Annotated in this window: 23 protein-coding genes and 2 pseudogenes; 7 read left to right on the top strand and 18 right to left on the bottom strand. The window is 41.5% G+C overall.

Going from position 1 to position 24,982, the window contains the following annotated elements:
* Nucleotides 1-469 precede the first annotated feature (469 nt).
* A pseudogene (locus CDC33_RS23080) lies at nt 470-736 on the bottom strand (aldo/keto reductase); the annotation flags it as partial.
* 226 nt (nt 737-962) lie between these two features.
* Between CDC33_RS23080 and CDC33_RS23075 the strand changes: the two are divergent.
* A complete protein-coding gene (locus CDC33_RS23075) occupies nt 963-1,559 on the top strand; it encodes a DUF1802 family protein (RefSeq protein WP_109010890.1) in 597 nt (198 codons plus the stop codon).
* A gap of 386 nt (nt 1,560-1,945) precedes the next feature.
* On the opposite strand, the gene CDC33_RS23070 is transcribed toward CDC33_RS23075, so the two are convergent.
* The gene (locus tag CDC33_RS23070) at nt 1,946-2,632 is read right to left on the bottom strand and encodes a hypothetical protein (protein WP_109010889.1); all 687 of its coding nucleotides are present in this window, start codon (nt 2,630-2,632) and stop codon (nt 1,946-1,948) included.
* Nucleotides 2,633-3,205: 573 nt separating this feature from the next.
* Here CDC33_RS23070 and CDC33_RS23065 point away from each other — a divergent pair.
* Nucleotides 3,206-3,469, top strand: coding sequence for a hypothetical protein (locus CDC33_RS23065; protein WP_109010888.1), 264 nt, complete (start codon nt 3,206-3,208; stop codon nt 3,467-3,469).
* Nucleotides 3,470-3,538: 69 nt separating this feature from the next.
* Here CDC33_RS23065 and ggt read toward each other — a convergent pair whose 3' ends face one another.
* Entirely contained in the window at nt 3,539-5,314 is a 1,776-nt protein-coding gene (gene ggt, locus CDC33_RS23060; protein WP_109010887.1) for a gamma-glutamyltransferase, read from the bottom strand.
* A gap of 100 nt (nt 5,315-5,414) precedes the next feature.
* On the opposite strand from ggt, the gene CDC33_RS23055 reads away from it, so the two are divergent.
* Entirely contained in the window at nt 5,415-6,146 is a 732-nt protein-coding gene (locus CDC33_RS23055; protein ID WP_109010886.1) for a phytochelatin synthase family protein, read from the top strand.
* Between the two features lie 71 nt (nt 6,147-6,217).
* A pseudogene (locus CDC33_RS23050) lies at nt 6,218-6,844 on the top strand (Uma2 family endonuclease).
* Between the two features lie 476 nt (nt 6,845-7,320).
* Here the strand turns inward: CDC33_RS23050 and CDC33_RS23045 are convergent.
* From CDC33_RS23045 to CDC33_RS23015, 8 genes are all read right to left on the bottom strand, one after another.
* Entirely contained in the window at nt 7,321-8,223 is a 903-nt protein-coding gene (locus CDC33_RS23045; RefSeq protein ID WP_109010885.1) for a glycine betaine ABC transporter substrate-binding protein, read from the bottom strand.
* Nucleotides 8,223-8,855, bottom strand: a complete 633-nt coding sequence (locus CDC33_RS23040) for an ABC transporter permease (protein WP_109010884.1) — start codon at nt 8,853-8,855, stop codon at nt 8,223-8,225. Before CDC33_RS23040 ends, CDC33_RS23045 begins: the two co-directional genes overlap by 1 nt.
* Nucleotides 8,852-9,610, bottom strand: coding sequence for an ATP-binding cassette domain-containing protein (locus CDC33_RS23035; RefSeq protein WP_109010883.1), 759 nt, complete (start codon nt 9,608-9,610; stop codon nt 8,852-8,854). The genes CDC33_RS23040 and CDC33_RS23035 overlap by 4 nt, the downstream gene beginning before the upstream one ends.
* A 95-nt stretch (nt 9,611-9,705) precedes the next feature.
* Nucleotides 9,706-10,101 carry a hypothetical protein gene (locus CDC33_RS23030; protein WP_109010882.1) on the bottom strand — a complete coding sequence of 132 codons (396 nt, stop codon included), beginning with the start codon at nt 10,099-10,101 and terminating at the stop codon, nt 9,706-9,708.
* Nucleotides 10,102-10,488: 387 nt separating this feature from the next.
* The gene (locus CDC33_RS41375) at nt 10,489-10,614 is read right to left on the bottom strand and encodes a hypothetical protein (protein WP_280524432.1); all 126 of its coding nucleotides are present in this window, start codon (nt 10,612-10,614) and stop codon (nt 10,489-10,491) included.
* A gap of 284 nt (nt 10,615-10,898) precedes the next feature.
* Complete coding sequence (locus tag CDC33_RS23025) at nt 10,899-12,827, bottom strand: ABC-F family ATP-binding cassette domain-containing protein (RefSeq protein ID WP_109010881.1); 1,929 nt, start codon at nt 12,825-12,827, stop codon at nt 10,899-10,901.
* 170 nt (nt 12,828-12,997) lie between these two features.
* Complete coding sequence (locus CDC33_RS23020; RefSeq protein ID WP_109010880.1) at nt 12,998-13,414, bottom strand: DUF1824 family protein; 417 nt, start codon at nt 13,412-13,414, stop codon at nt 12,998-13,000.
* Between the two features lie 191 nt (nt 13,415-13,605).
* A complete protein-coding gene (locus CDC33_RS23015; protein ID WP_109010879.1) occupies nt 13,606-14,454 on the bottom strand; it encodes a prohibitin family protein in 849 nt (282 codons plus the stop codon).
* Between the two features lie 329 nt (nt 14,455-14,783).
* Here CDC33_RS23015 and CDC33_RS23010 point away from each other — a divergent pair, with 329 nt between their 5' ends.
* Nucleotides 14,784-16,325 (top strand): phytoene desaturase family protein, encoded by a 1,542-nt coding sequence (locus CDC33_RS23010; protein ID WP_109010878.1) that lies wholly within the window; start codon nt 14,784-14,786, stop codon nt 16,323-16,325.
* Here the strand turns inward: CDC33_RS23010 and CDC33_RS23005 are convergent.
* The 5 genes from CDC33_RS23005 to folK all read right to left on the bottom strand — a co-directional run bounded on the left by CDC33_RS23005 (nt 16,312) and on the right by folK (nt 19,913).
* Nucleotides 16,312-16,986, bottom strand: a complete 675-nt coding sequence (locus CDC33_RS23005; RefSeq protein WP_109010877.1) for a hypothetical protein — start codon at nt 16,984-16,986, stop codon at nt 16,312-16,314. The two genes, CDC33_RS23010 and CDC33_RS23005, sit on opposite strands and share 14 nt — an antisense overlap.
* Nucleotides 16,987-17,566: 580 nt before the next feature.
* Nucleotides 17,567-18,376, bottom strand: a complete 810-nt coding sequence (locus CDC33_RS23000) for a prohibitin family protein (RefSeq protein ID WP_109010876.1) — start codon at nt 18,374-18,376, stop codon at nt 17,567-17,569.
* Nucleotides 18,354-18,773 carry an ADP-ribosylglycohydrolase family protein gene (locus CDC33_RS22995; protein ID WP_244919324.1) on the bottom strand — a complete coding sequence of 140 codons (420 nt, stop codon included), beginning with the start codon at nt 18,771-18,773 and terminating at the stop codon, nt 18,354-18,356. Before CDC33_RS22995 ends, CDC33_RS23000 begins: the two co-directional genes overlap by 23 nt.
* 7 nt (nt 18,774-18,780) lie before the next feature.
* Nucleotides 18,781-19,329, bottom strand: a complete 549-nt coding sequence (locus CDC33_RS22990) for an NUDIX hydrolase (RefSeq protein ID WP_109010875.1) — start codon at nt 19,327-19,329, stop codon at nt 18,781-18,783.
* A gap of 68 nt (nt 19,330-19,397) precedes the next feature.
* On the bottom strand, nt 19,398-19,913 hold the full coding sequence (gene folK, locus CDC33_RS22985) for a 2-amino-4-hydroxy-6-hydroxymethyldihydropteridine diphosphokinase (RefSeq protein ID WP_109010874.1): 516 nt from the start codon (nt 19,911-19,913) through the stop codon (nt 19,398-19,400).
* A 380-nt stretch (nt 19,914-20,293) separates the two neighbouring features.
* Between folK and CDC33_RS22980 the strand changes: the two genes are divergently transcribed.
* Both CDC33_RS22980 and psb35 read left to right on the top strand, forming a co-directional pair.
* Nucleotides 20,294-22,567 (top strand): transglycosylase domain-containing protein, encoded by a 2,274-nt coding sequence (locus tag CDC33_RS22980; protein ID WP_439956640.1) that lies wholly within the window; start codon nt 20,294-20,296, stop codon nt 22,565-22,567.
* 197 nt (nt 22,568-22,764) lie between these two features.
* Nucleotides 22,765-22,992: a photosystem II assembly protein Psb35 gene (gene psb35 / locus CDC33_RS22975; RefSeq protein WP_100902670.1), complete on the top strand. Its 228-nt coding sequence runs from the start codon at nt 22,765-22,767 to the stop codon at nt 22,990-22,992.
* Nucleotides 22,993-23,060: 68 nt separating this feature from the next.
* On the opposite strand, the gene CDC33_RS22970 is transcribed toward psb35, so the two are convergent.
* Entirely contained in the window at nt 23,061-23,483 is a 423-nt protein-coding gene (locus CDC33_RS22970) for a tellurite resistance TerB family protein (RefSeq protein ID WP_109010872.1), read from the bottom strand.
* Between the two features lie 57 nt (nt 23,484-23,540).
* Nucleotides 23,541-24,971, bottom strand: coding sequence for a 16S rRNA (cytosine(967)-C(5))-methyltransferase (locus CDC33_RS22965; RefSeq protein ID WP_109010871.1), 1,431 nt, complete (start codon nt 24,969-24,971; stop codon nt 23,541-23,543).
* Between the last annotated feature and the right edge of the window lie 11 nt (nt 24,972-24,982).

Below are 24,982 nucleotides of genomic sequence, written 5' to 3'. Positions count from 1 at the left end.
AATTCCCTTCTGCCCTCTGCCTTTCTTGATAAAATGCCAAAAACCTGGTCGAGGTTAACCAGGTTTTATCGAGTTTACAGGGTTCAAATTGTTAAACTAAGTTAAGTAATTGAAACTTAATAACTAAGGTTGACTAAACGACGAACAAACTCAGCATTATTGCGTTTTTCTGCTTTAGGATTTGGGTTTGCCTTCTATATTCGGCTTTTTACCACTTCATTTGATATGCTGAAATTTGCTTGGGTTGATGACAGGGGACACTAAGTCATTTACCCTTTTAGTTTGGTTTTTTGTTTGGTGTCCTACTATTTAATTTATCACTTAATTTCTGGGTTGCAACCCCTAGTTTACTAAAGTTGACATTTTGTTAGATTTTGCAATTTAACTCCAGAGATTTGATCCCCGACTATCTTTTTAAGAGAGTTGAGGGGATCTTGGGGAGATAAGCATGACTAACCAAAATGCATTGTCACCAATTCCACATAATTGGGCTGTTATCCAGATGGTCGGTAACAATACGTCCAATTGCATCAATTTCTGCCAATTGGGCGGCTAATGCATTGTCTTGTGCTTGTTCGGGATAACGCGCCCCGGCAATAGCATTTGTTTGGGGTTGAGCAATTAACCACGCTAAAGCTAACTGAGCAAGTGTACAATTATGAAGAAGGGCTATCGGACGCAGTTGTTGTAGCGCCTGTTGAGCACGTTCAAAGTTTTCGCCTTGAAACATGCGGTGATACCAGCTTCATAAGCGGCTCGGATCGTTTTAATCGAGTCTGCATCTTTAACTCCCACCCACATTCTTTTACCCGCTTGCCAAGTTCCCATAAGGATGGGTGTGATTTGGACTTTAGAAGTACCTAGTAAACGCTTTTCCATAACTGCTTGCTTTCTAATTCATTCCCCTAGATAGTTTCACACGTTATCGGTCTTAGCTTGAAATTAAACCAGAGTTACAGTAGATGCTGATGGAATTGACTACAACTTTTCATGCTCTCAAAGAATGGGCAGTCGCCATAAATGCCTTGGAAAGTGGCAAAACAATTATGTTGCTCCGCAAAGGCGGTATCCATGAACGAAATGGACATTTCCAAGTTGCCCACAAGCAAATTTTGCTTTACCCTACTTATGAACATCAACAAGCTTTCATGCTGAAAGCTGAGTACGCGGATCGTGTTTATCCAGTTACATCAGGTTGGCATCCAGAGACAGTTCCTATCGGTAGTTGGGCTGAAATTACAGATATTTTGCCAGTTAGCGATGAGTCTATTGTCAATACATTGCTTCCCTTTCATATTTGGAACGAGCATTTTATTAGCGATCGCCTCAAATGGAAACCACGCCAGCCGCTTTATATTCTGCTCCTGCGGACATATAAACTACCCCAACAAGAAATTCCCTATCAGCCTAAATACGGCGGTTGCAAGTCTTGGATTGATTTAGATCAACCAATTAACTTGCAAGGAGCAAAACCAGTTTTATCTGACTTTGCATACACTCAACTAGTAGAGACAATTCGCCAGATTGTCGGCGATAAGTTGTATGCTCCCTCTTTGTAATAACCCAAGTTACGGGTTATCAAAGACTAATATCTTATTGAATGCAAGGGCACACTAGGAGACGGCGGTTGCGCTAGGCGCAACCGCCGTCTTCGGTTTAATCAAAAGACATCTCCAGAAATTAATTATGCATTACCTGAAACCCTTGTAGAGACGTTGCAATGCAACGTCTCTACAATCATTTTCGGAGATGTCTAAAGGTATTTTTCAAACTTTCTCTTAGGCACTGAACTGATATGATGTTTTTGTACTATAGCAATCCTAAATCATTTGTAAAAATCAAGAGGCTCAGATACCCGACTTATCAAAGAAGTCGGGGATTTTATTGTTCACGAATGATTTAGGAATACTATAAATATATATTGATATATAGTTTACGCTCTCTATTAACTTACCAAAACTTTAACCTGGCTCCGTTTGCCCAATAACAGCTTAAAACCATCAAACATAATTGTGAAAGCTTGGTACACACGGTCAACAATCTCGCAAATTCTTTTCTCTTCATCTTCAGAAAGATAAATACTATTTAAAAATTTTTGCATTTCTTGCTCAAAAATTTCGTGATTATTTTCCACATCTAAATGATGTATTGAGAAGTACTTGAGTTTACTAGAATAACCAACTCGTTTCACCAAACTCGCAGTGTACTCAAAAAAGATGTGACCTGTAGACTCAAGACTCATTATTAGAGCAACTCTTTCAATATCACTACTGGCTCGAAAAACTTCCGATATTATGGAATATGTAGCATCACGGGTAAAAAGATAATCCCGACTATATAGCAGTTTAAGATTAGGTTCTTCAACTTTCATCTCTTGAAGATCGCTTAAAAACCATTGCTCATGCCCCATATCCTCGACTAAATGATGATGAGCAACTTTACGGATTTTACTATCAGTAATTTGCATCTCGTTTATTCGGATTATGTCCTGAAAAGACATAACCCAAAAGCTCAAGTATTGAGCCAACAATTTTATATTCTCTAGAGAATTTTCTCTAGTAATTTGCATGAAAAGTGGGTGTTTAGCTAGTTGAATTTGCTTTTGAATTATATATTTATCAATGGTTTTCATCTTAAATCCAATATTTTCTTCAAGAATATACTAGTGATCGACAATACCTTCGCCAAAAAAAGAGGACGAAGAGAGAGGGTGGATATAAAGTAAGTCTGAGTTAAAAAATCAAGCTATGTGACGAAACGTCAAATCACCCAATAGCTTATGCATTGGTTATTCCAAAGTTTTGACAAAACTAAATATACACGGATTTTATTATGCCGACTTATCTAGTTTTATAAGTAATTTCCGAAATTGGCAATAGTCTTTATGTATCTAATCAGAAAAACAAATCGTCTAATTGCGAACTTCAGCGAAAATAGTAGTTATTGTTACACACAATCCCAAAAAACGCGGATACATTAGAAAAATCTCACCCGATAAATAAGGTGAGGCAAAGCTGTTTATCTTCGTGTTCCTCTAGCAGATGTCTTTCAAGCTATGACTTATTAAGTAATTATCCTGTAATGGATAAAACTTAATTACGCTTTGTCTAAAGTGTTAGACAAAAAAGTATCCCAGAAGGGTGATAAATAGCTTGACAATATTCTGCTATTATGCATTATTAGCTAAAAGTACAAGGAGTTTGCAATGCATCGACAAATGTGCTGGTTACCTAAGTCTGGTGGCGACGGAGAGAAAATTTTGTATTTGCAGACAGAACCTAATCAACCTTGGCGTCCTTATACAGCTTTTAGAGGTTTTACAGTACCAGATTATCAAATACCAGGTGGTTCTAAAGGTTGGGCAACTTATCAAAAACTTCTCAAAGCAGGTTGGACACTAGTACCTAGCGCACGGGCAAATGAGTTTGGCAGCAGCAGCTACGTAGAGTCAACAGCCCAAAATCAATAGTGATTAGTCATTAGTCATTGGTCATTTATTATTTTTAGTGTCTCTGCGTCTTTCTAGTCTCTGACTCGCTCACAAACCTCTGGGAGAACCTTCACCGCGAGGATCAGCGGCCCCTTCTAGAGTTCCATCAGATGTTACGACGATCGCATTACCATTACCCCAAGGAATAGTTTCTTTTATTTTGTGTCCCCGACGGCGTAAGTCTTCCACAGTGAGAGCATCTAAGCCCCAGGATTCCACACGCAACTGATCTGGAAGCCATTGATGATGTATGCGTGGAACAGAAACAGCCGCACCAACATCCATGTTATATTCCAGCACATTTAGGATCACTTGCAAAACCTGGGTGATGATAGTGCTACCACCAGGCGCACCTGCTGCCATGCGGAAATGACCGTTTTCTGTGACTATTGTCGGAGTCATGCTGGATAAAGGAGTCTTACGAGGTGCGATCGCATTGGCATCGTTACCAACCAAACCAAAGGCATTAGGCACTCCTGGCGCAGAAGCAAAGTCATCCATCTCATTATTGAGGACAATTCCAGTCCCCGGTGTCACGACACCAGCACCAAAACCAAGGTTAATCGTGAAAGTCAGACTTACGGCGTTGCGTTCTTCATCCACAACTGTAAGATGACTGGTTTGGGGAGATTCATAGTGAGGACAAGGGGATGAGGGGAGATAGAGACATTTTGAATTTTGAATTTTGAATTTTGAATTCAAATCTCCTGGCTTGATCTCGGTCGAAGGTCTAGCCACTTGCATATTAATTTCTTGACGGCGTTTTTTGGCGTAACCTGGACTGAGCAGTTCTTGCACAGGAACTTTGACAAAATCAGGATCGCCTAAATATTCTGAGCGATCGGCGTAAGCAATCTTCATTGCTTCGACCATTAAATGTATAGCGTCGGGATGATGCCATCCCAAAGATTTCAAATCAGTGTCACCAATAATATTTAAAATCTGCAATAGATGAACGCCTCCTGATGATGGTGGTGGCATTGAGCAAATTTTAGCTTTACGAAAGTTTCCACAAACGGGATTGCGCCAGATTGCTTTATAGGCTTTGAGGTCTTCTAGAGTAATTAAACCACCATTTTTTACCATATCAGAAGCGATCGCGCGAGCAATACTGCCGGTGTAAAAACTTTGGGGATTTTTGGCAATTTCTGTTAAAGTACGTGCCAAATCGCGCTGCACCAGCTTCTCCCCTGGTTGATAAAACTCGCCATTGCGAGTGAAAATTGCTCGTGCTGCTGGATTGTTGAGAATTGCTTCCTTGCGGTTTTCGTATTCTGGGAGCGAACGCCAAGTAATTTGAGGACTGAGGACAAAGCCATTAGCAAGTGCGATCGCAGGTTTGATTACCTCTTGCCAAGGAAGCTTACCATAGCGACGATGCAGTTCATAAAGTCCCGCCACCGTTCCTGGTGTGCCTACTGCCAAATAACCATTAATACTTGCATTGGGACGCACCTTTCCTTTGGCGTCTAGATACATATTTCTTGTAGCTTTCAATGGTGCGCGTTCACGGAAATCTAGCGCTTTCATCTCGCCAGTTTTCTCAGAATGCATCAGCAAAAATCCGCCGCCGCCGATTCCGGCTGAAAAAGGCTCAACTACTGAAATTGCAAAGGTTGTAGCGACAGCTGCATCCACTGCATTACCACCTTTGCGTAACATCAAAATTCCCGCTTCACTTGCTAAGGGATGGGCCGAAACCACCATTCCCTTTTTGCTGCGTAAGGGTAAAGTTAAGGCAGCTGAGGCAACTTGGCTGTAAAGCAAGACACTGAAAGAAAAGATTGCCAGCGTAACTCGCTTAGGTTTAGTAAAAGTAAGCATTTTTATACCATTTCTCCTAAAATCTTATACTTGTTTATCATCTTGGCGTGAGATTATTGATATGATCTGATTTGAAAATTTTACAGTACTTATAAATGCTATGTTGCGAAAAATAAGCAAAACATTTTTTAAAGCTTTAACTATTGGATTATGTATCTCTAGTGGAAGCGTTCTTTCTCAAACATTATCGCTTTCTTCTAACTTAATAGGTTTTAATACGCCTGAAGGTGAAAAATTATTACTTCAGAGTAAATCAAATGAAGACTTCTTTCCCCTGAGTACACAATTCATTACTCAAAATAATCAGACATATTGTGGTGTTGCTAGTATGGTTATGGTACTGAATAGTTTACAAATTCCAGCACCAGAAGCACCACAGTACAAGCCATATCGAGTATTTACGCAAGAAAACTTTTTTAGTAATGATAATACAAAAAAAGTGCTAACTCCGGAAGTGGTGTCTCGCCAAGGTATGACTTTAGACCAGTTAGGGAAATTACTAGCCAGCTATGGCGTTAAAGTTAATGTTTACCACGCTGCCGATACTAGTTTAGAGCAGTTCCGCAAACAAGCGGCAGAAAATTTAAAACAACCGCGAAACTTTGTTTTAGTAAACTATTTACGTAAAGAAATAGGTCAAGAGATAGGTGGGCATATTTCCCCTTTAGCAGCATATAATGAGCAAACTGATAGGTTTTTAATTCTGGATGTTTCTCGTTACAAATATCCACCAATTTGGGTAAAAACAGCAGATTTATGGAAAGCAATGCTCACAACTGATTCCTCAGTAAATAAGAGCTGTGGCTTTGTATTTGTCAGCAAAAGCCCTTGATATAACAGTCTGTTCATTGAGTTCATGAATTCTGCGATCGCTCATCTTGATGTAAATAATGCGAACTAATTATGGATACCGTAATTACACCAGAAAGAATCGAATTACCACCTGGCGCGGTGTTGAAGCTTTTGGGAGACTGGAAAGACTATCAAGTATTGAGTCAGTAACTAGGCGATCGCTCCTCGCCTCGCATTAAGTATCGAAGAGGAGAAATTTTACTAATGACGCCGCTAACAGAGCATGGAAGAGATGCGAGTTTGCTGGCAGATATTGCTAAAGTTTTCCTGGATCATTTAAACCGCATATACGAATCATTTACGCCCATCACCATGAGCTTGCCAGAAATTAGTGGCATTGAACCAGATTTCTGTTTTTACATTGAAAATTGCAGAGCAGTAGTAGGCAAAAAAAGAATTAATTGGGAGTCAGATCCACCACCGGATTTAGCAATTGAAATAGATGTGACAAGCTACACCGACGTTAATGATTTCTTGCCTTATCGAGTGCCAGAAGTTTGGATATTAAAGAGTAATCGGTTATTAATTTATAGATTGCAAGAAGAAAGTTATGTGCTGACAGAAAGTAGCTACTTTCCTAACGTCAGAGAAATTGTACAGCAATGTCTCCAAATGGCAAACGAGCAAACAACAAGTGAAGTAATTAGGTGGTTAAAGAACTTTTTGCGTGAACAGTAGTAGTACAATGTCTAATCTACTAATGAAAAGTTTATAGTAATAGGACTTACGCAAAAATTGCTAAAAAGCTTAATTTCTCGAACCGCCAAGACGCCAAGAGCGCCGAGAATTCGTAGAGTGTGCGTAAGTCCTAAGTAAGCACAAACCGTAAAAAAGTGGACTAAATTGATTATTCAGTCCACTTAAGTGGACTTAGGCTATTAGCCCTGAACTTTAGTTCTGGGCGGGATATCGGTAAGTGTGACAGTTGAACTCTGACAAAAATGTAAGTAAAAGAGTTAAAATCCGATGCTTTGGGAAGGAGAGACAAAGCGCACCTTTGGCGGGGTGGGGTAATTCGGGTTTAAAAAGTAATCAAGCGGACATGATATTTAGAGGATAAGGACTAAAGTCCTGACTACGAACTTAACTTACCCATCAATTTAAACTTGACAGACTAGTAAGGTGTGTTACGCTAACCCTTAATTAATTACAAATTATTTTAATCCCTTCGATTTGCGAAACTCCTGCACAACATCTTTAATATCACGTAATTCCCCCTCAACTAAATAATTTAACTGCCGCATTTCATCTGCCGAAATCTTTCCAGCAAGTGAAGCGATCGCATTTTTTAATTCAGGATATTTTTTTAATATTTCTTGTCGAACAATTGGTACAGGTTCGTAAGGTGGAAAATAATGTTTATCATCTTTCAAGACAACTAAACCCAATCGAGAAATCTGTCCATCAGTGGAATTACCCGCCACCATATCCACTTGTTTTTGAATCAAAGCACGATATATCAAACCCAAATCCATAATTTGGGGAGGTTTAGCAAAACGCAAATTGTAAGCTTTCGCTAATCCAGGGAAACCATCTTCCCGTTCTAAAAACTCATAGCCAAAACCCCCGCGCCACTGTGGTGTATATTGAGTCGCTTCAGAGAGAGTTTGAATGTTGTAGCGTTTGGCATCATCACCCCGAACAATCATCGCAAAAGTGTTTTCAAAACCCAAGCTTGGCATCACTTCTAGATTGAATTGCTGAGAATATGCTTGTTTTAACCTTTCATAAACTTCTTTCGGATCATTAACTGCTTTTTGCTTTAAAATTCCAGTAAAAGCTGTGCCTGAATACTCAATATATGCGTCAATTTTGCCAGCAGTAATCGCACTATGACAAACAAAAGAACCACCCAGACGGGGACGACGAGCTACTTTTAAATTAGTTGTCGCCTCAATTTGTTGTGCTAACAGTTCACCTAAAATATCTTGTTCCGTAAAATCTTTGGAAGCAACAATAATATTACCATTACTACTATTATTTGAATTATGGGTACAGCTAGTGATTCCCAATAACAAAGCAAAAGTTAAACAGCACAATGCTAAAATTCTTTTCATTAACTTTTAATTTTTAATTTATTCTCCATCCAGCCAATTGCAAAGTCAGCCAGTAATGCAATTGCTGCCGCCGGAACTGCACCAGCTAAAATTAACTGATCGTTCACGACTGATATACCGCGAAAAATAAATACTCCCAAACCACCAGCACCAATTGCTGCTGCAATAGTTGCAATACCAATGGCAATTACCGTTGCTACACGCACCCCTGCTAAAATTACTCCCAGTGCTAAGGGAATCTCAACTTGTAATAATAATTGTCTATCTGTCATCCCCATGCCTCTGCCAGCTTCTCTAATAGCTGGATCTACACCAGTAATCCCTGTGTAAGTGTTACGAATTATCGGCAGCAAGGAATATACAATCAGAGCAACAATTGCTGGTACTGCGCCAATTCCGCCAATTATTGGAACAGGGATGAGCAAGCCAAACAGTGCCAAGCTAGGAATAGTTTGGAAGATATTTGCTATACCGAGAATTGGTTGGCGAAGATAACTTTTACGTGTAATTAAAATACCTAATGGAATGCCTACAAGTATAGCAATTCCAATTGCTATGCCTACCAAAAATAAGTGTTCTAGAGTATGCTGAAGAATTTCTGGGGCATACTTAATCAGGAAGAAATTTTTCATAGAGTATCTTGCAAGGTATGCAGACATTGGAGAAAGGCAAGGCTTTCTGGATGTTGCGATCGCATAAATTTATCCTTTGCCTCCAATACTACCAATTCTCCCCCATACATTAAACCAATTCTCGATGCCAACACAAATGCTTCTTGAATATCGTGGGTGACAAACACAACTGTCTTGCCCAATTCTTGCTGCAAATGCCGAAACTCTTGTTGAAGTTCTAGGCGCGTAATTGGATCGAGTGCGCCAAAGGGTTCATCCATCAACAACACTGGCGGATCTGCTGCTAAAGCTCTAGCTACACCGACTCTTTGCCTTTGTCCTCCCGAAAGTTCGTTCGGGTAACGTCCGGCAAATTGTGCTGGTTCTAAGCCGACTAATTGCAATAATTCATAAACCCGCGTTTTGATTTGTTTCGGTTGCCAACCTTCCAAAGACGGGACTAAACCCACATTGCGTTCAACAGTAAAATGGGGAAATAAACCAGTTTCTTGAATAACGTAACCAATTTTTCGCCGCAGTTTAATTTCATCCCATTGAGTTGTGGGAATACCATCAAATAAAACTTCGCCTTGTGTAGGTGTAAATAGGCGATTAATTAACTTCATTGTGGTGGTTTTGCCGCTACCACTGCGCCCAAGTAATACCAGTGCTTCTCCTTGGCGAATGGTGAAATTGAGATTTGACACCAATGGGCGATGATTGCGGCTAAAAGTAACATCGCGGAATTCGACGGCAATTTGATTATTTTGCGGCATGAGTGGCTTTTAATGGACGCTAGCTATTGTATTATGTGCTGATTTTGCTAGCGTGCTAACGCCCAATTTGCTCAAGGCTTTTGTTTTAAGCTGCTTTATGCAGTTTTAGCATTTTCATCTGATGCTTGTTCTGCAACATTTTTCAAGCGGCTCGATCTGATTTTGCGGATGCGATCGCTATTGCGAACACCACCCGCCATTTCATATTCGCGGCTGTCTTTGCCGTACTTGATCGCAACCACCATCAGCATCTTCTCAGAAAGCTGACTCAAGTTTTTTTCCATCTCTTCAATTTCAGTTTTAGAAGAGTCAACCACAGACAGAGCAGTATTATAAACATCAAGTTTGTTGCGTAACTGCTCAATTGACTCAATCAGTTTTTCCAGATTATGATTTTCATCAAATTTGATGCTTGGAACAATTGATTTCAGTCCAGCCGATCTTAACTGAGCTTTTTCTAGAATGCGGGATGTACGTTTTTGACGAGACATAAAATTACTCCTTTAAGATGCTGCTAGAGCTAGCTTGGCTTAATTAAACTGCGTTTCGGTTCAGCAAAACTCGCAGTTTTTGTTTATAAAATTTTCAGGTTATATCGGTAATTTTTCGGTATTTCTTTTAAGAATTTAATTAATAATGTAAAAAAGCAAAAGTTAGACCGCTCCCGTCACGACTGAAACCGCTCCCGTCACGAGTCAGACCGCTCCCGTCACGAGTCAGACCGCTCCCGTCACGACTGAAACCACTCCCGTCACGAGTCAGACCGCTCCCGTCACGACTGAAACCACTCCCGTCACGAGTCAGACCGCTTCAGTTTGTTGGAAAGTGCTGTAGATGCAAAGCAGCTTAAGCGATCGCATAGTATTCTGTAGGAAAGACTAATGCGATCGCAGTTTATAGAAGAGCGATCGCAACCCCAGGTTAGACAAATCCAATTGCTGCGCTGCACCCCACAACCGTGAAATACAACGCAAAGACTGCTGAGTATAGCGATGGTGAATCACTGACTATAGAGGAATATCTTGCTAACCGCTCAGTTCATGTTGGGTTTCACTGATGATTTTATGATTATAGGACTTACGCACTGTTTACGAATTCTTGGCGTTCTTGGCGTCTTGGCGGTTCGATAAATTAAGCTTTTTGGCGATTTTTGCGTAAGTCCTGGATTAATTGCGATCGCTCACTCATGGACACCAAAGACGCGATAAATCGCCGTCTCTACAAAAGACTAATTGTAGAGACGGCGATTCATCGCGTCTCCTGTCTTAATTCACATCACGTTAAGAAATTAAGACTCCATCTCCGCCAATTCTAACCAGCGTTCAGTCGCCACATCGATCGCTTGCTTGAGCTTTTCCACCTGATCATACAATTTCTGTACTTCGCTATAATTCCCCGGTGAGACATTCGCCAACGTTTTCTCGGTTTCCGCCTTCTCAGCCTCTAACTTGGCAATTTTACCTTCCAACTGCTCAAATTCTTTTTTCTCCCAATTGGATAACCTCCGTCGCTTTGTATTCTCTCCATCCTTGGGCGCAGACGCACCATTTTGGACTTCGATATTTTTAGGCTTCTCCTTAGTATTCGCGGCTTGTTGCTGTGCCTCTTCAGCCTTCTTATAGTCCAGATAAATCGAGTAATTACCTGGATATTGCCTCAGATTACCGCCTTCCTCAAAAGAAAATACTGTGTCGATGGTGCGATCAAGAAAGTAGCGATCGTGAGAAACTACAATTACACACCCGACAAAATCCTCTAAATAATCCTCTAGTACTGCCAATGTCTGAACATCTAAATCGTTTGTTGGTTCATCTAAAATCAACACATTAGGCGCACTCATCAAAACCCGCAACAGAAATAAACGGCGTTTTTCACCACCAGAAAGTTTATTAATTGGGGCATATTGTTGATTACCAGGAAACAAAAACCGCTCTAACATTTGCGAAGCAGTAATTTGAGTCCCATCGGTAATTTTGATAAATTCACCTTCTTCTTTGATGTAGTCAATCACGCGCTGATTTTCGTTTAAAGCTGTGAGCAATTCTTCAGAATGCTGGTCAAAATAACCGATGTGAACTGTAGTCCCAATTTCTGCACTACCTGAATCTGGCTGAATCTGACCAGTAATAATATCCATTAAAGTGGATTTACCTGCACCATTAGCGCCGATAATGCCGATGCGGTCTTCTGGACTAAATTCATAAGTAAAATTATTAATCAGAGTCCGCCCATTGTAGGCTTTAGAAATGTTATTTAATTCAATAACTTTTTTGCCAATGCGACGACCAACTGTAGAAATATCAACTTTACCCTGAACTTGTTTAAATTCAGTATCCCGTAGAGCATGAGCGCGGTCAATTCTGGCTTTTTGCTTGGTACTTCTGGCTTTCGGCCCTTTTTTGAGCCATTCCAACTCGCGCCGCAACAACCCTTGATGTTTACGTTGACTACTTACAGCAGATTCTTCAGCTAAAGCTTTCTTTTCCAGGTAATATGAATAGTTACCTGTATAGGTGTAAATGTCGCCTCTGTCGATTTCAATAATCCGATTGGTAACGCGATCTAGAAAGTAGCGATCGTGGGTGATCAGAAAAAGTGCGCCGCGATAGCGATTTAAATAACTTTGTAACCATTCTACAGAAAGAGCATCAAGATGGTTTGTCGGCTCATCCATGAGCAAAACATCGGGTTCTGCTAGCAACGCTGATGCTAAAGCAATCCGCTTGCGATAGCCTCCAGACAAAGTGCCTATCTTGGCGTCAAAGTCAGAAATTCCTAATTTAGTGAGGATGATTTTAGCATTAGTTTCTAATTCCCAAGCACCACTTGTATCCATCCGTTGCATCACCACAGAAAGGCGAGACATCAGTTGGCTATCATCTGGATAGTGAGCCAATTTATCTGAGAGTTCTTCATACTCACGCACCAAAGCCTTATGTTCGCCACTGTCAGCGAAAACTTGCTCTAAAACTGTATGATTCTCATCTAAATCTGGTAATTGGGGTAAGTAGATAATTCTAGAACCAGAGTTGACTAAAATCTGACCGCTATCAATCGATTCTAATCCGGCAATCATTTTTAATAGGGTTGATTTGCCAGAACCGTTAGTACCAATTAAGCCAACTTTATCGGTAGCATCGAGGCTAAAGCTGGCATCTTTTAAAATTTCTTTAATGCCAAAGTCTTTTTTGACTGATTGTAGTGTAATAATACTCATAAGATTTAGTAGTTTTTCATTGATTATTAGTTAGTAGTACAGCGCGGCATAAATGAAGCTACCATTTGAAACAAGCAAAAGCCTGAATCTACAAAGTTTTGACTTTTGAATGCGTTACTTCCGCCTTGCGGTAGTAGGTAAGGCACATACCCTACCTACATTGCCGAATTCTATACAAATAAATCCAAGGGGAGATGTCCATACATTTCGTTGATTCCGTCTTCGTCGTAAGACTGACAAGACACTAATACGCCACGATGATGTCCAGCATAAGAATCGAGATAACACAAGCCATTTTTACCATTTAATTTGATATAAACTGGGCCTTCGGGTGTAAGTAAATTGTCTGGTGCTTCATAACCCAAAGCCAGGGAATAAGTTTTCATGGCAAGTATTCCTTCTTCTGCCGTATCAGCACAAATTCCTAAAATTTGATAATCAGCAAGTTTAGCGATTAAAATTAAGGCACTACGAATTACTAATTTTTCTGATGGCTTGAGGACAGGCGCAATGTCTAGACAGTTGAATTTATTCAGTAATTTTTTCGCTTCTTCGGCGGTGAGATTCTGAGGATTGGGGGTTGACATAAACTTCGATTATTGTCTCGTTGGTTTTTCTGTTGTATTGAAGTTGGGACTAGTACCGCAAGGTGGAAGTCACGTATTCAAAAGTCAAAAGTCAAAAAGCTTTAATTTTGGGCTTGATTGCTGTAATGAAATGGTAGGTTTATTTCCGCTAACTTGTACTAGCCCAACTTACTAAATATTATTTACTCGAATTAAGGTTGATTTTGGACATTTCCAAGGTTATATATGAAGGGAACGCCGCTTTTTAAGTCACCACCCATAACGAGGACTTTGGGCATCTGAGCGCCGCCACTCTTCCAAGCTTCAATTGCTTCTTTTTGCAGAACTAACTGTCCTCCTTGGGCTTTGAGTGTCTCTGCTAACAGTCTTTGAGCTTCTGCCCTACCTTTAGCGCGATTCACATCTGCTTGTGCTTCTTGTTCTGCTTCCCGTGCTACATAAACGGCTCTTTGCGCCCGTTGTTCAGCAATTTGTTTTTCTTCCACAGCTCTTGCAAATTCTGGTGAGAATGCTAAATCAACTACGCTAGTATCTAACACAATTATCCCATATTTGTCTAAGCGATCGCCTAGCGCTTGATCAAAGTCTTCTTTCAACTCACTTCTTTTGGTAATTGCTTCTTCTACTGTTCTTCTAGCGGCTGCAATTTTAAATGCTTCTTGGGTCTGGGGTGCAATGATTTTCGATACAATATTTGCTAAGGTTCCTTGTTTCCTTCTAACTTCAACTACCTGTATGGGATCGAGGCGAAAGTTAATCGCAAATCTCGCAGATAAATTTTGCAAATCCTTAGTAGAACTCTCTGCTGGCACTTCAAATTTTTGCACCGTCAAATCATACACATCTATCACTGAGATAAAAGGCGGTTTTACGTGAATTCCTTCCAATAATGCCCCATCTTTGGCTTTACCCAAAATGCTAATCACTCCTGCTTGTCCTGGGTTAATAATGATAAAGGAATTTAGTCCCAGAATCACTAGTGTTGCTAACACAATTCCTAAAACTGTGCTTTGCCAATTTCCAAATTGCTGAATTTTCAAATTCTTCTCTCCATGTGAATTAGTTATTAGTCATTAGTCATTAGTCGTTAGTCATGAAGAGTTATTATTTTCTCCTTGTCTTCCTTCTCTAATCCACAGTACCTAGTACTGGGTAAGAAGTTTTACTTTAGCTTGGGCAAACTCAGTTACTAGTTTAAGCTTCTCATTAGTCTGTGTGAATCAACCCTTTAATTTGAAGAACCCGGCACTGGCGGTTTAATGTCCATCATTTGTGATGATATTAACCAATTAGATCGGTTTATGGATGGAGGAGCGAATGATATTATCCAAGTTTCCCCAACTGTTTTAGTTTATTGTTGCAAACATATATGCAAGTTACAGATGTAGTTGTCATTGGTAGCGGTATTGGCGGTTTGAGTTGTGCTGCTGTTTTGGCACGGTATGGCTTTGATGTAATAGTCTGCGAAAGCCACTCCATTGCTGGAGGCGCTGCTCATGCTTTTGAGCGCAATGGTTTCAAATTTGACTCGGGCCCGTCTCTTTACTCTGGACTGTCTTACAGCCCCTCTGCCAACCCTCTGCGGCAAGTCTTAGATGCAATTGGCTCGGAATTACCATGCGTAACCTATGATACTTGGGGTTGTTGTGTACCAGAAGGTGATTTTGATACGTCGGTTGGTGCAAAGCAATTTTGTGAGGTGCTAATGAAATTCCGGGGACATGATGCTGTAGCCGAATGGCAAGAACTCCAGCGCGTTATGGAACCATTCGCTAGTGCAGCAACTTCCATACCACCAGCAGCATTACGCTTTGATTTTGGTGCAGCTAGAACTGTGGGCCCATTTATCCCATCTCTGACAAAAAATCTGGCGAATATAATTAAGCTGACAGGCCCCTTCAGCCGGATTATGGATGGCGTTGTTAAAGACCCGTTTACCCGAAATTGGCTGAATTTGCTGTGTTTTTTACTTTCTGGATTGCCCGCAGATGGCACTAGTGCCGCAGAGGTAGGATTTATGTTTGCGGACTGGTATCGACCAGATGCAATACTTGAATATCCCATTGGTGGTAGTGGTGCTTTAGTTGACACCCTTGTACAAGGATTGGAGCGTCACGGCGGGAAGTTGATGCTGGGCGCTCATGTGGAAGAAGTGATTGTAGAAGGGAATCGTGCGGTGGGTGTGCGTCTGCGCGATCGCTCCGAAATTCGCGCAAGCCTAGCAGTAATTTCTAATGCATCGGTTTGGGACACACTGAAGTTACTACCAGAAAAGGCAGTACCCAAACAGTACCGCGCTAAACGACAAGCAACGCCTGAGTGTGATAGCTTTATGCATCTACATCTAGGCATTGATGCTCAAGGATTACAGTCAAATTTGCGGTGTCATTACATCGTGGTTAATGACTGGGAATTGGGCATAACAGCACCTCAGAATGTTGTAGTTATCTCCATCCCTTCAGTTCTCGATCCATCCCTAGCGCCACCAGGTAAGCACGTAATTCATGTTTATACTCCTGGTAATGAGCCATACTCTATCTGGCAGGGAATGGATAGAAAGAACCAAGAATATGCTGAAAAAAAGCGATCGCGTGCAGAAGTAATGTGGCAAGGTTTAGAGCGAATCATTCCAGATATTCGCTCTCGTTGCGAAGTCACACTTGTTGGTACACCTCTAACTCACGAGCGTTATCTCCGCCGTCACCAAGGTTCTTACGGCCCAGCAATTCAGGCTGGAAGTGGGATGTTTCCTGGGCCTAGCACACCTTTAGCAGGACTAATGTGCTGTGGCGACTCGACATTTCCCGGCATTGGTTTACCAGCAGTCGCCGCCAGTGGACTGATTGCTGCAAATACACTTGCACCGGTTAATAAGCATTTAGCAATGCTGCAAGATATCAAGTGTATTTAATTTTTCGAGTATAAAACCTAGTTGCCAACACAGCCGCACCTGCTGCCAAAACTGCTAATACACTATCAGCTTCAGGTACGGCAGCAACTTCAGCATCAATTCGGGCAGTTCCAGCAAACAAACCTGTCAATTCAGGTTTTTGCAGGATATTAGCAAACTCTGGAGAAACCAGCAATTTAACATCAGGGATGGTTAAATTTTGATTATCAAATGCCACAGGTTCTGGAAGACTCAAATCAAACAAAATTGTATTTAAAGAATATGTGTCTCTTAAAACAAATCCACTAGCATCTTTAACGGTACGTCCTGGAGTAAAACCAATTGAGAAATCACCAATAGTAATTTGATTGTTGAAGGTGACAGTCCCAGTATTCTCAATTGTCCCTGAAAGCGGAGTAAAACCGCCCTCATCGCTGAACGTAAAGTTGCTGGCTGAGTCTATGTTAAAGCCAACCAAATAATTTCTGGGAATTGGTGTGACTGTATTATGACTGCCTGTCAAGATTAGTCCGATACTTCTAAGAATATCCTCGTGGTCACGATCAATGCTAGTGACTCCAGATATCACTTTAAAAGTTGCAGCTTCTACCTCTATGGGTGCAATTGATATAAAAGCTGCTGTTGTACAAGCAAGAATCCCTGAAAACTGAAAAAAACGCATAAATAAAATCCCCCTTATTTTAGTAGTTAATTTTATCTAAAAAGCGCTCCTTATAAAACTAAAAACACTTTTATGAAATTTATATGAAGTAATTGTCAAACTAATAGCAAAATCTCAGTCTTAGAGTTACAAATACAAAGTTGTATACATAGGGATAAATAAATATCACTATTTATAAAGAAGCATAAGGTATGAGCTATAAGGCATTAGGTGTAAAAGATGATAAAAATATAGTTACGTTTAATTATGTCTACTGCCAATTATTTAGCCTTAAACCTAAAAATTATGATGTGGTTAAGCATAAGTTTTATCTTTAATTATTGATAAGCTTATGTTAAGAGATGAAGCACTATCTCAAAAATTATTTATGTATTTATAAAGTAAATCTTAAGTAGGATGCGTGGTGCGTTCATATCTGTTTCTGGACTAGTCGGGTAGATAGGACAATCGTTTTATTTGCTGATTTAAGCAAAAAACAGGCGAAGAATTTTTATGCTTATATCAAGTTCGGTTAATCACTTATGATTACCGTATTTGTGCAAAAATCGGCAAAGCCTCTTTTCCCTTGCTCCCAGCAATCTCAATTTTTATCAAATTTTAAAATTTCACTTAAATTAAACAATTTTGGAGCCTCCTTGCTGACAATTAATGGCAGCTTACCATTCCATTTTTCTATTGCTTGCCTTTGCAGAATTTCGGGAGTTAAACCATCACGTAATAATCTGTGCGCCTCAGCCTCTCCTTTTGCTAAATTAACTTTTGCCTCAGCTTCTTTTGTTGCTTTCAGTGCAATAAACTCTGCTCGTTTTGCTTCTTGTTCGGCAATCTGCTTCGCCTCCACCGCCTCACCAAATCTTTCTGAAAAATGGACATGAACAAGAGAAATATCATCAACTGCAACGTGATAGCTACCCAATCGTGTGGACAAAGCATCATCCACTCCACCTTTAACTTCTCCTCGTTTAGTAATAATTTCTTCAGCAGTATACTTTGCCATTACTGCTTTTAGCACTTCTTCAACTGCCGGGTTAATAATCCGAATAACTACATCTTGTTCATCTCCAATTTCTTGAAAAATGGCATTTGCTTCCTGGGGGACAATATGCCAATTTAGAGCAACATCAGTGAATACATTTTGTAAATCTTTAGAAGAAGCCTCCGCCGATATTTCCTGATTTTGAACTCTAACACTCAATTTTTTGACAGTATTAACTACAGGAATAATTAAGTGAAGTCCTTCACCTAATATCTGGTTTTGTACTTCACCAAATTTCATCAAGACACCACGTTCACCTGCATTTACAATCACACAAGGCGTGAGAAAGAGAGTTATCAGGAACAAAAGAGCAGTCAGTTTACCGGCACTGTTAAAAGCTGGGTTTTTTTTCATCTGTGTGAAACTTTTCTGGTGTCGGATAGATGCCAATGGGGGCTGCACGCATCGCCGCCCCGCTTTTGTCACTCTCAGGGTTAATTTTCGTTAAAAACTCTTCCCCATCTTGAATTTCTCTCAGAAAATGGTAGAAGCTTCGAGCATAACCTTCTCTCTCATCACGTTTGAAGGCTCTAACGAAACTATCGGCTAAAACTTCTACCGTCCACGGTGCTTGAGCAACAATTACTTCAGCAATGGCAATGCTCATCTGGGTGTCGTCGGTGTAGATGCCAGGATTGAGTCGAAAACGCGGATGTTGCACGTATCGACTCAAATCATTGTTAACGAGCATCTCGTCAGCATATTCAAAGCCTGCACCGTAAGCATCTGCAATCGCTAACTCTAGCAGCATATTCGGATTAAATTAAAAATGGACGCGCTAGAAAAAAGCTAGAAACTGATTTAGCATCTACCGGCTCTCCCTCCAGAATCGCTTTCTCTAATTCTTCAGGAGTCAAAAACACAGTTTCGATATCCTCGTCTTTGTCTTGTGGTGGCGGTGTTTCCAGCTTTTCTAAATCTCGCGCCAGAAAAGCATAGATAATTTCATCAGAATAGCCGGGTGCTAAGAAAAACTCGCCTAATTTGTCCCATTTTTTGGCACTATAGCCAGTTTCTTCTTCAATCTCACGCTGTATTGTTTCTAAAGGTTCTTCATTTGCTTCCACAGTTCCCGCCGGAAATTCTAATATTCGTCCCTGAATTGCAAAACGATACTGACGCACGAGAACAAGTTTACCCTCTGGCGTCACTGGCACAGCTAGAGCGCCACCAGGGTGACGAATACATTCCCATTCTCCTTCTGATTTATTAGGCAAACGCAAGCGATTAACTTCAAAATCAAATTTGCGTCCTTTATAAAACAGGCGTTGTCTTAGTAATTGTGGTAATTCTCTACCTAATGGCATAATAAAATCTGATTATCTGTGAATACAGAGGTGAAATCAGCGTTCTTCTGCGTTTAAGGATGGTATTTTTAATTGCCCATCAATAAATGTACATCAGAACAGTCTACCTCTTTCAGCAGCTCTTTAATAACATACCCGGATACTGGTTCTATCCAATCTGAGGCAATTTCTGCCAGTGGTACTAACACAAAGGCCCGATCCCGCATTCGTGGATGCGGAATCTGGAGATTTGGTGTATCCAGAATAATGTCATCAAATAATAACAAATCTAAATCTAGGATTCGTGGCCCCCAGCGTTCCTGACGCACACGCCCAAATTGTTGTTCAATTCCTAACAAAATTTCTAATAACTGCTGCGGTAATATTTCTACCTGCAATGTGACGCAGCCATTTAGGTAATCGGGCTGTGGTGGCCCCACAGCTTTGGTTTGGTACCAATTGGATCTGGCTTCTAAGAAAATACCTGGCGTTTGAGCTAAAGTTTCTATAGCTGCTTCTAAAATTGTTTGTGAATCGCCGATATTACTACCAAGGGCAACGGCGCTTCTGCTTGGCTTTGCTTCGGCGTACCTCGCCTTAAGCATCGCACTCTCCTTAAGTAAGCTATTTTGGGGCTGTCTTTGCGAATACTTCGGCACACCTGTTACAGAAAATGCCGATAACTTGAGATATCAAAATTGCAATCTTTTTACAAAACTAAATTATAAAATCTAAAAAACATTATTTTATGGTGATTTTAGTTAATTATTTATAGGATATTATACTAACACAATGGTGGTGAACTAACCCCAAAGTTGATTGATGGTGGTTATACAGTTACTATTTTGAGCGAGGAACTGACGTGGGGAAGCTTACCTCCTGGTTCAAGCGAAGACCAACTAATTTGAGTGACTCTGGACAAGGAGGAACAAATGAGAAGCTCACCACCAGCATATCTGGCGCAGACGAGGCAGTTACCGAGCAAATGAAAATTTTACCCTCTAGGATGAAGTCCAATCAGGCAACTCGTGGTAAACCACTCTATCGTCGCATCTGGTTTTGGGCAGGCTTGGGTGTAGGTGGTGGGATAGTTGCTTTTATCTACGGCATCAGTTTAATAGATCGGACTTTGCCAGATCAGGCAGAGTTGAATGCCGTGGTTAGAGAGCAAACACTGACTATCAAAGCCGCCGATGGAACTGTATTACAACAACAAGGTGAAACAGCAAGAGAACAGCTAAAGCTAGAACAAATACCAGATAATTTAAAAAAAGCTTTCATTGCCTCAGAAGATAGAAGATTTAAGCAACACAACGGATTTGATCCTCAAGGTATTGCTAGAGCCGGTTTGAATAATTTGCGATCGCAAGGTGTGGTTGAAGGTGCTAGCACTATCACCCAGCAGCTTGCGCGGATTCTGTTTTTGAAACAAGAACAGACAATCTGGCGCAAACTCAAGGAAGTCCGCCTAGCACAAAAAATGGAAAATGAATTAACCAAAGATCAGATTTTAGAACGCTACCTAAATCTGGTTTATTTGGGAGGTGGAGCTTATGGTGTGGCAGATGCATCCTGGGTATATTTTAGTAAAACGCCAGATCAGCTTTCTTTAGCGGAAATGGCAACGATTGCTGGATTAGCACCTGCTCCTAGCTTATACGCTCCAGACAAGAATCCCGAAGCTGCGAAACGGCGGCGGGACTTAGTATTGCTACGGATGCAAGAAGATAAAATAATTACGCCAGAACAAAGGCAGGCAGCAGTCCAAGAACCACTAACTCTCAAAACCAGTTTACCCAAGCGGCTGGAAGTAGAATCACCCTACTTTACCAGCTACATCCAAAAAGAATTGCCGAAGTACGTTTCTTCTAACGTGCTAAAAAGTGAAGGATTAGTAGTAGAAACTACGCTGAACCCGACTTGGCAGAAAGTTGCAGAAGAGGCGGTTGCCAAAACCCTGCGAAATCAAGGAAGCTGGGAGAACTTTAAGCAAGGAGCAATGGTAGCCATTGACCCCCGCAACGGTGAAATTAAGGCAATGGTTGGGGGAAAAGATTTTGGTAAAAACCAGTTTAATCGAGTTACTCAGGCACAACGGCAACCAGGATCGACATTTAAAGGGTTTGTATATGCCACTGCGATCGCTAGCGGTAAAAGCCCCTACGATAGCTATGAAGATGCACCCTTTGTTGTAGACGGCTACGAACCGAAAAACTATAGTGAAAGGTTTCGGGGTTCGATGAACATGCGAGATGCCCTCACCCGCTCTATTAATATTATTGCGGTGAAGGTGTTGATTGATGTGGGATTTACGCCAACGATTAAACTTGCCCATGATATGGGGATAAAATCTGAACTCAAGCCCACCTACTCCTTGGCTCTCGGCTCAAATGAAGTCAATCTGTTGGAATTGACTAGTGCCTATGGCAGTTTTGCAACTCAGGGATTGCACACAGAACCTCATGGTATTACTCGCATCCTTAACCGCCAAGGCAAGGTGATCTGGTCAGCTAATTTCAAGCCACAACGGGCCCTTGACGCTGACAGTGCCGCCATCATGACTTGGATGTTACGCAACGTCGTAGAAGAGGGGACTGGTGCTGCTGCTCAATTAGGTAATAGACCAGTTGCAGGCAAAACTGGCACTTCCGACGAAGCCCGTGATTTATGGTTTATTGGCTACATTCCCCAAATGGTGACAGGGGTTTGGCTAGGTAACGATGACAACCGCCCGACATACGGCAGTAGTGGTAGTGCTGCTTATACTTGGCACGAATTTATGGAGAAAGCGGCAGAAGGGATGCCTGTAGAAAAGTTTCCTAAACGTCCCAAGTTAGAAGGTCGTAAAGGCACTATAAAAGCCCAGTCCATCAAGCCCAAACAAGTGCTGAATCGTTCTATTTCCTCTGATGATGACTCAGAAGGAGAAAGTGCTAGAAATTCTGAAGAGAGTAGGTCATCTAGGAGACGTAGGAGGAGGAGCTATTCTCAAGAAGAACAGCAATCGAGCGATTATACCCCAAGACGGAGAAGACGCGATGCCTACGGCGGGCTACGCCTACGCACCGAAGAATCAAGTTCCAATAACTCTTCTTCAGAGTCATCCACTCCACGACGGCGGCGCTCCAGAAGAGTAGAATCTGATTCTTCTCCCCCGCCTCGAAGAAGTGGGCGATCTTCCTCTCCGACAAATAGTTCTGGTTCTTCAGATTCTTCATCACAACCATCCTGGCGGGATAGACTTAGACCTTCTAACTAATGAAGAGTGGGCATTGGGCATGGGGCATTGGGCATTAGTCCTTCGTTTTCTTCCCCTGCTTCCCCTGCCTCCCCTGCTTTGCATCCTCTTTTCTATGCAATATGGAGCTGCTGAAACTAAACTCCAGAGGGATGTTAAGTGATACGCTCATTCTATAGTGTGTCAAGTAGTGTTACTTAACGTTGGAGAATATACTCATGCATATACTGATGCAGGCAGCAGATTCAATTGCAACAGATGGGACTCATTTTCCTTTTGCTTTCACCTTGGTGTATGTCGTTGGTTTTATTGCTGCTGTAACCATTGGTTCAATAGCTTGGTACAACTCGAAACGCCCCGCAGGTTGGGAAAGCAAAGAGCGTCCTGATTTTGTGCCTAAGGTTGATAAAGAAGAAACTCCGGGTCTGGGTGATCCGAAGTCATAATTTAGTCATTAGTCATTAGTCATTAGTCATTAGTCATTAGTTATTAGGCTATAGACTTTTGACTATGATTAGTTTTGCACTTCAACCCAACGACGGTAAAGCTTTTGAATTTGTTTGAGAAGTGCAGTGTGAGCCGGTTGAGTTGAGTCATTCGGCTTGGCTACATCCTGCAATTGGATCAGTAGTCTAGCTTCTTCGACGGCAACTTCATCATCGCTATAAATTAAGCCACTGATGGCTTCAATTAGATTTTCACAATCTTCATGGCTGGGGCGATCGCCTAAATACTCACGCACCCAGTCATAGCATTCTTTTGGCTGTACAGGAACGAATTCGTACAGCCAAGGCTTAATTTCTGGATCGTTAGCCAAACCTTTTGCTTGAGCTATTTCGCGGAGATATTGCCGTTCTTCTGGTTGGATTCTGCCATCGATCCAGGCGGCTCCAATCAGGATTTTAACTAAGTTTTTGACATTAGAAGGGGTAACCATTGCTGCCTCGTCTGGTAGATTCAGGCCTCCACCAAATCGTACAATCCCAAACAGTATTCACTCGGAATTATTGGTTTTTCTTAAGCGCACCATAAAAAAGCCATCCATGTCCTGTTTATGGGGCCAGACTTTAAACCAACCTTGAGGGGTGCTATATGCAGAAGCAGGCAACTCAAAGCCGCTTGGAGACTCAATTTGCCAATGAGGTGACTCAGCTAAAAATGTCGAAATTATTTCTTCGTTTTCTGCTGGATGCAATGTACAGGTGGCATAAACTAATACACCACCAGGTTTGACAAAAGTTGATGTATGTGTTATTAATTCTTTTTGCAGCACCGAAAGTTCCCGGACAGATTCTGGTGTCTGTCGCCAACGAGCATCAGCATGACGGTGCATAGTTCCTAGCCCAGAACATGGAGCATCCAATAATACGCGGTCTGCGGTGTTTTGGAATTGGTTGAAGTGGCGGCTGTCACCAGTATAAATTTGAATAGATTGTAAATTCAGCCGTTGAGAATTTTCTTGGAGTTTGCGAAGACGAGAAGGAGTGCGATCGCAAGCCCAAATTTTCCCTTTATCTGCCATTAACTCAGCAATGTGGGTTGTTTTACCCCCTGGTGCGGCACAGACATCAATTACCACCTCACCGGGTTGGGGGTCGAGCAAATGACTTACCAATTGGGCACTACTATCTTGTACAGTCCACCAACCTTCTTTAAAACCAGGTAGTTTTTGAATTGACCCAGCACTACCAATCAATCGTAAAGCTTGGGGTAAATCAGGAATCCGTCTCACCAAAATACCAACAGATTGCAAAGCCGCCTCAACTTCTTCGATGGAAGTACGAAGTGGGTTGATACGCAAGTCAATTGTTGGTGATTGGTTCATCCATTCACACAGTTGTTCTGTCTGAGCCAAACCCAGTTGTTCTAACCAAACTTGAATAATCCAGTCAGGAAAGCTGTGTAAAATACCCAAGCGTTCCACTGGGTTTTCGGGAAGTTGTAGCGGATCAAAATCGGGGAGTGGGGAGTGGGGACTGGGGACTGGGGACTGGGGGAGTGATGAGTTTTTCTCCTCTACCCCTGTGCTCCCCTGCTCCCCTGCTTGTCTTAAATACTGGCGTAATAGACCGTTAACAAAACCCGTGAGTCCAGAAAAACCGTTTTCTTTTGCTAGCTGGACGGTAGTATTAACAGCAGCTGAGGCGGGAATACGCTGTTGATAACGCAGTTGGTAGAAACCCAGATGTAAGATGGTGCGGAGGTCTTGTGGTTGTTGGTGAGATTTCTTTTTAGCAAATTGATCGATGAGAGTATCAAGAGTGCGCTGCCTTCTGACACTCCCATAAACCAATTCTGTCAGCAAGCGGCGATCGCTATCAGGCAAATTAACTTTTTGCAGCACTCTATCTAGGGCAACATCAGCATAAGCCCCCTTGTGAACATCTCGCAGGGCGATAAAAGCTAGTTGACGGGGGTTTGTCATGGAAACAAGAT

Origin of the sequence: Nostoc commune NIES-4072 (assembly GCF_003113895.1) — a bacterium.
Classification (GTDB): domain Bacteria; phylum Cyanobacteriota; class Cyanobacteriia; order Cyanobacteriales; family Nostocaceae; genus Nostoc; species Nostoc commune.
The sequence above is the reverse complement of the archived record's forward strand: the minus strand, read 5'-3'. Positions and strand labels throughout refer to the sequence as shown.

What these genes read in the sequence shown, in the direction of transcription:
- CDC33_RS23075 (WP_109010890.1), top strand. Translation starts at nt 963, where the DNA reads ATGCTGATGGAATTGACTACAACTTTTCATGCTCTCAAAGAATGGGCA.
- CDC33_RS23070 (WP_109010889.1), bottom strand. Translation starts at nt 2,632, where the DNA reads ATGAAAACCATTGATAAATATATAATTCAAAAGCAAATTCAACTAGCT.
- CDC33_RS23065 (WP_109010888.1), top strand. Translation starts at nt 3,206, where the DNA reads ATGCATCGACAAATGTGCTGGTTACCTAAGTCTGGTGGCGACGGAGAG.
- ggt (WP_109010887.1), bottom strand. Translation starts at nt 5,314, where the DNA reads ATGCTTACTTTTACTAAACCTAAGCGAGTTACGCTGGCAATCTTTTCT.
- CDC33_RS23055 (WP_109010886.1), top strand. Translation starts at nt 5,415, where the DNA reads ATGTTGCGAAAAATAAGCAAAACATTTTTTAAAGCTTTAACTATTGGA.
- CDC33_RS23045 (WP_109010885.1), bottom strand. Translation starts at nt 8,223, where the DNA reads ATGAAAAGAATTTTAGCATTGTGCTGTTTAACTTTTGCTTTGTTATTG.
- CDC33_RS23040 (WP_109010884.1), bottom strand. Translation starts at nt 8,855, where the DNA reads ATGAAAAATTTCTTCCTGATTAAGTATGCCCCAGAAATTCTTCAGCAT.
- CDC33_RS23035 (WP_109010883.1), bottom strand. Translation starts at nt 9,610, where the DNA reads ATGCCGCAAAATAATCAAATTGCCGTCGAATTCCGCGATGTTACTTTT.
- CDC33_RS23030 (WP_109010882.1), bottom strand. Translation starts at nt 10,101, where the DNA reads ATGTCTCGTCAAAAACGTACATCCCGCATTCTAGAAAAAGCTCAGTTA.
- CDC33_RS23025 (WP_109010881.1), bottom strand. Translation starts at nt 12,827, where the DNA reads ATGAGTATTATTACACTACAATCAGTCAAAAAAGACTTTGGCATTAAA.
- CDC33_RS23020 (WP_109010880.1), bottom strand. Translation starts at nt 13,414, where the DNA reads ATGTCAACCCCCAATCCTCAGAATCTCACCGCCGAAGAAGCGAAAAAA.
- CDC33_RS23010 (WP_109010878.1), top strand. Translation starts at nt 14,784, where the DNA reads ATGCAAGTTACAGATGTAGTTGTCATTGGTAGCGGTATTGGCGGTTTG.
- CDC33_RS23005 (WP_109010877.1), bottom strand. Translation starts at nt 16,986, where the DNA reads ATGCGTTTTTTTCAGTTTTCAGGGATTCTTGCTTGTACAACAGCAGCT.
- CDC33_RS23000 (WP_109010876.1), bottom strand. Translation starts at nt 18,376, where the DNA reads ATGAAAAAAAACCCAGCTTTTAACAGTGCCGGTAAACTGACTGCTCTT.
- CDC33_RS22995 (WP_244919324.1), bottom strand. Translation starts at nt 18,773, where the DNA reads ATGCTGCTAGAGTTAGCGATTGCAGATGCTTACGGTGCAGGCTTTGAA.
- CDC33_RS22990 (WP_109010875.1), bottom strand. Translation starts at nt 19,329, where the DNA reads ATGCCATTAGGTAGAGAATTACCACAATTACTAAGACAACGCCTGTTT.
- folK (WP_109010874.1), bottom strand. Translation starts at nt 19,913, where the DNA reads ATGCTTAAGGCGAGGTACGCCGAAGCAAAGCCAAGCAGAAGCGCCGTT.
- CDC33_RS22980 (WP_439956640.1), top strand. Translation starts at nt 20,294, where the DNA reads ATGAAAATTTTACCCTCTAGGATGAAGTCCAATCAGGCAACTCGTGGT.
- psb35 (WP_100902670.1), top strand. Translation starts at nt 22,765, where the DNA reads ATGCATATACTGATGCAGGCAGCAGATTCAATTGCAACAGATGGGACT.
- CDC33_RS22970 (WP_109010872.1), bottom strand. Translation starts at nt 23,483, where the DNA reads ATGGTTACCCCTTCTAATGTCAAAAACTTAGTTAAAATCCTGATTGGA.
- CDC33_RS22965 (WP_109010871.1), bottom strand. Translation starts at nt 24,971, where the DNA reads ATGACAAACCCCCGTCAACTAGCTTTTATCGCCCTGCGAGATGTTCAC.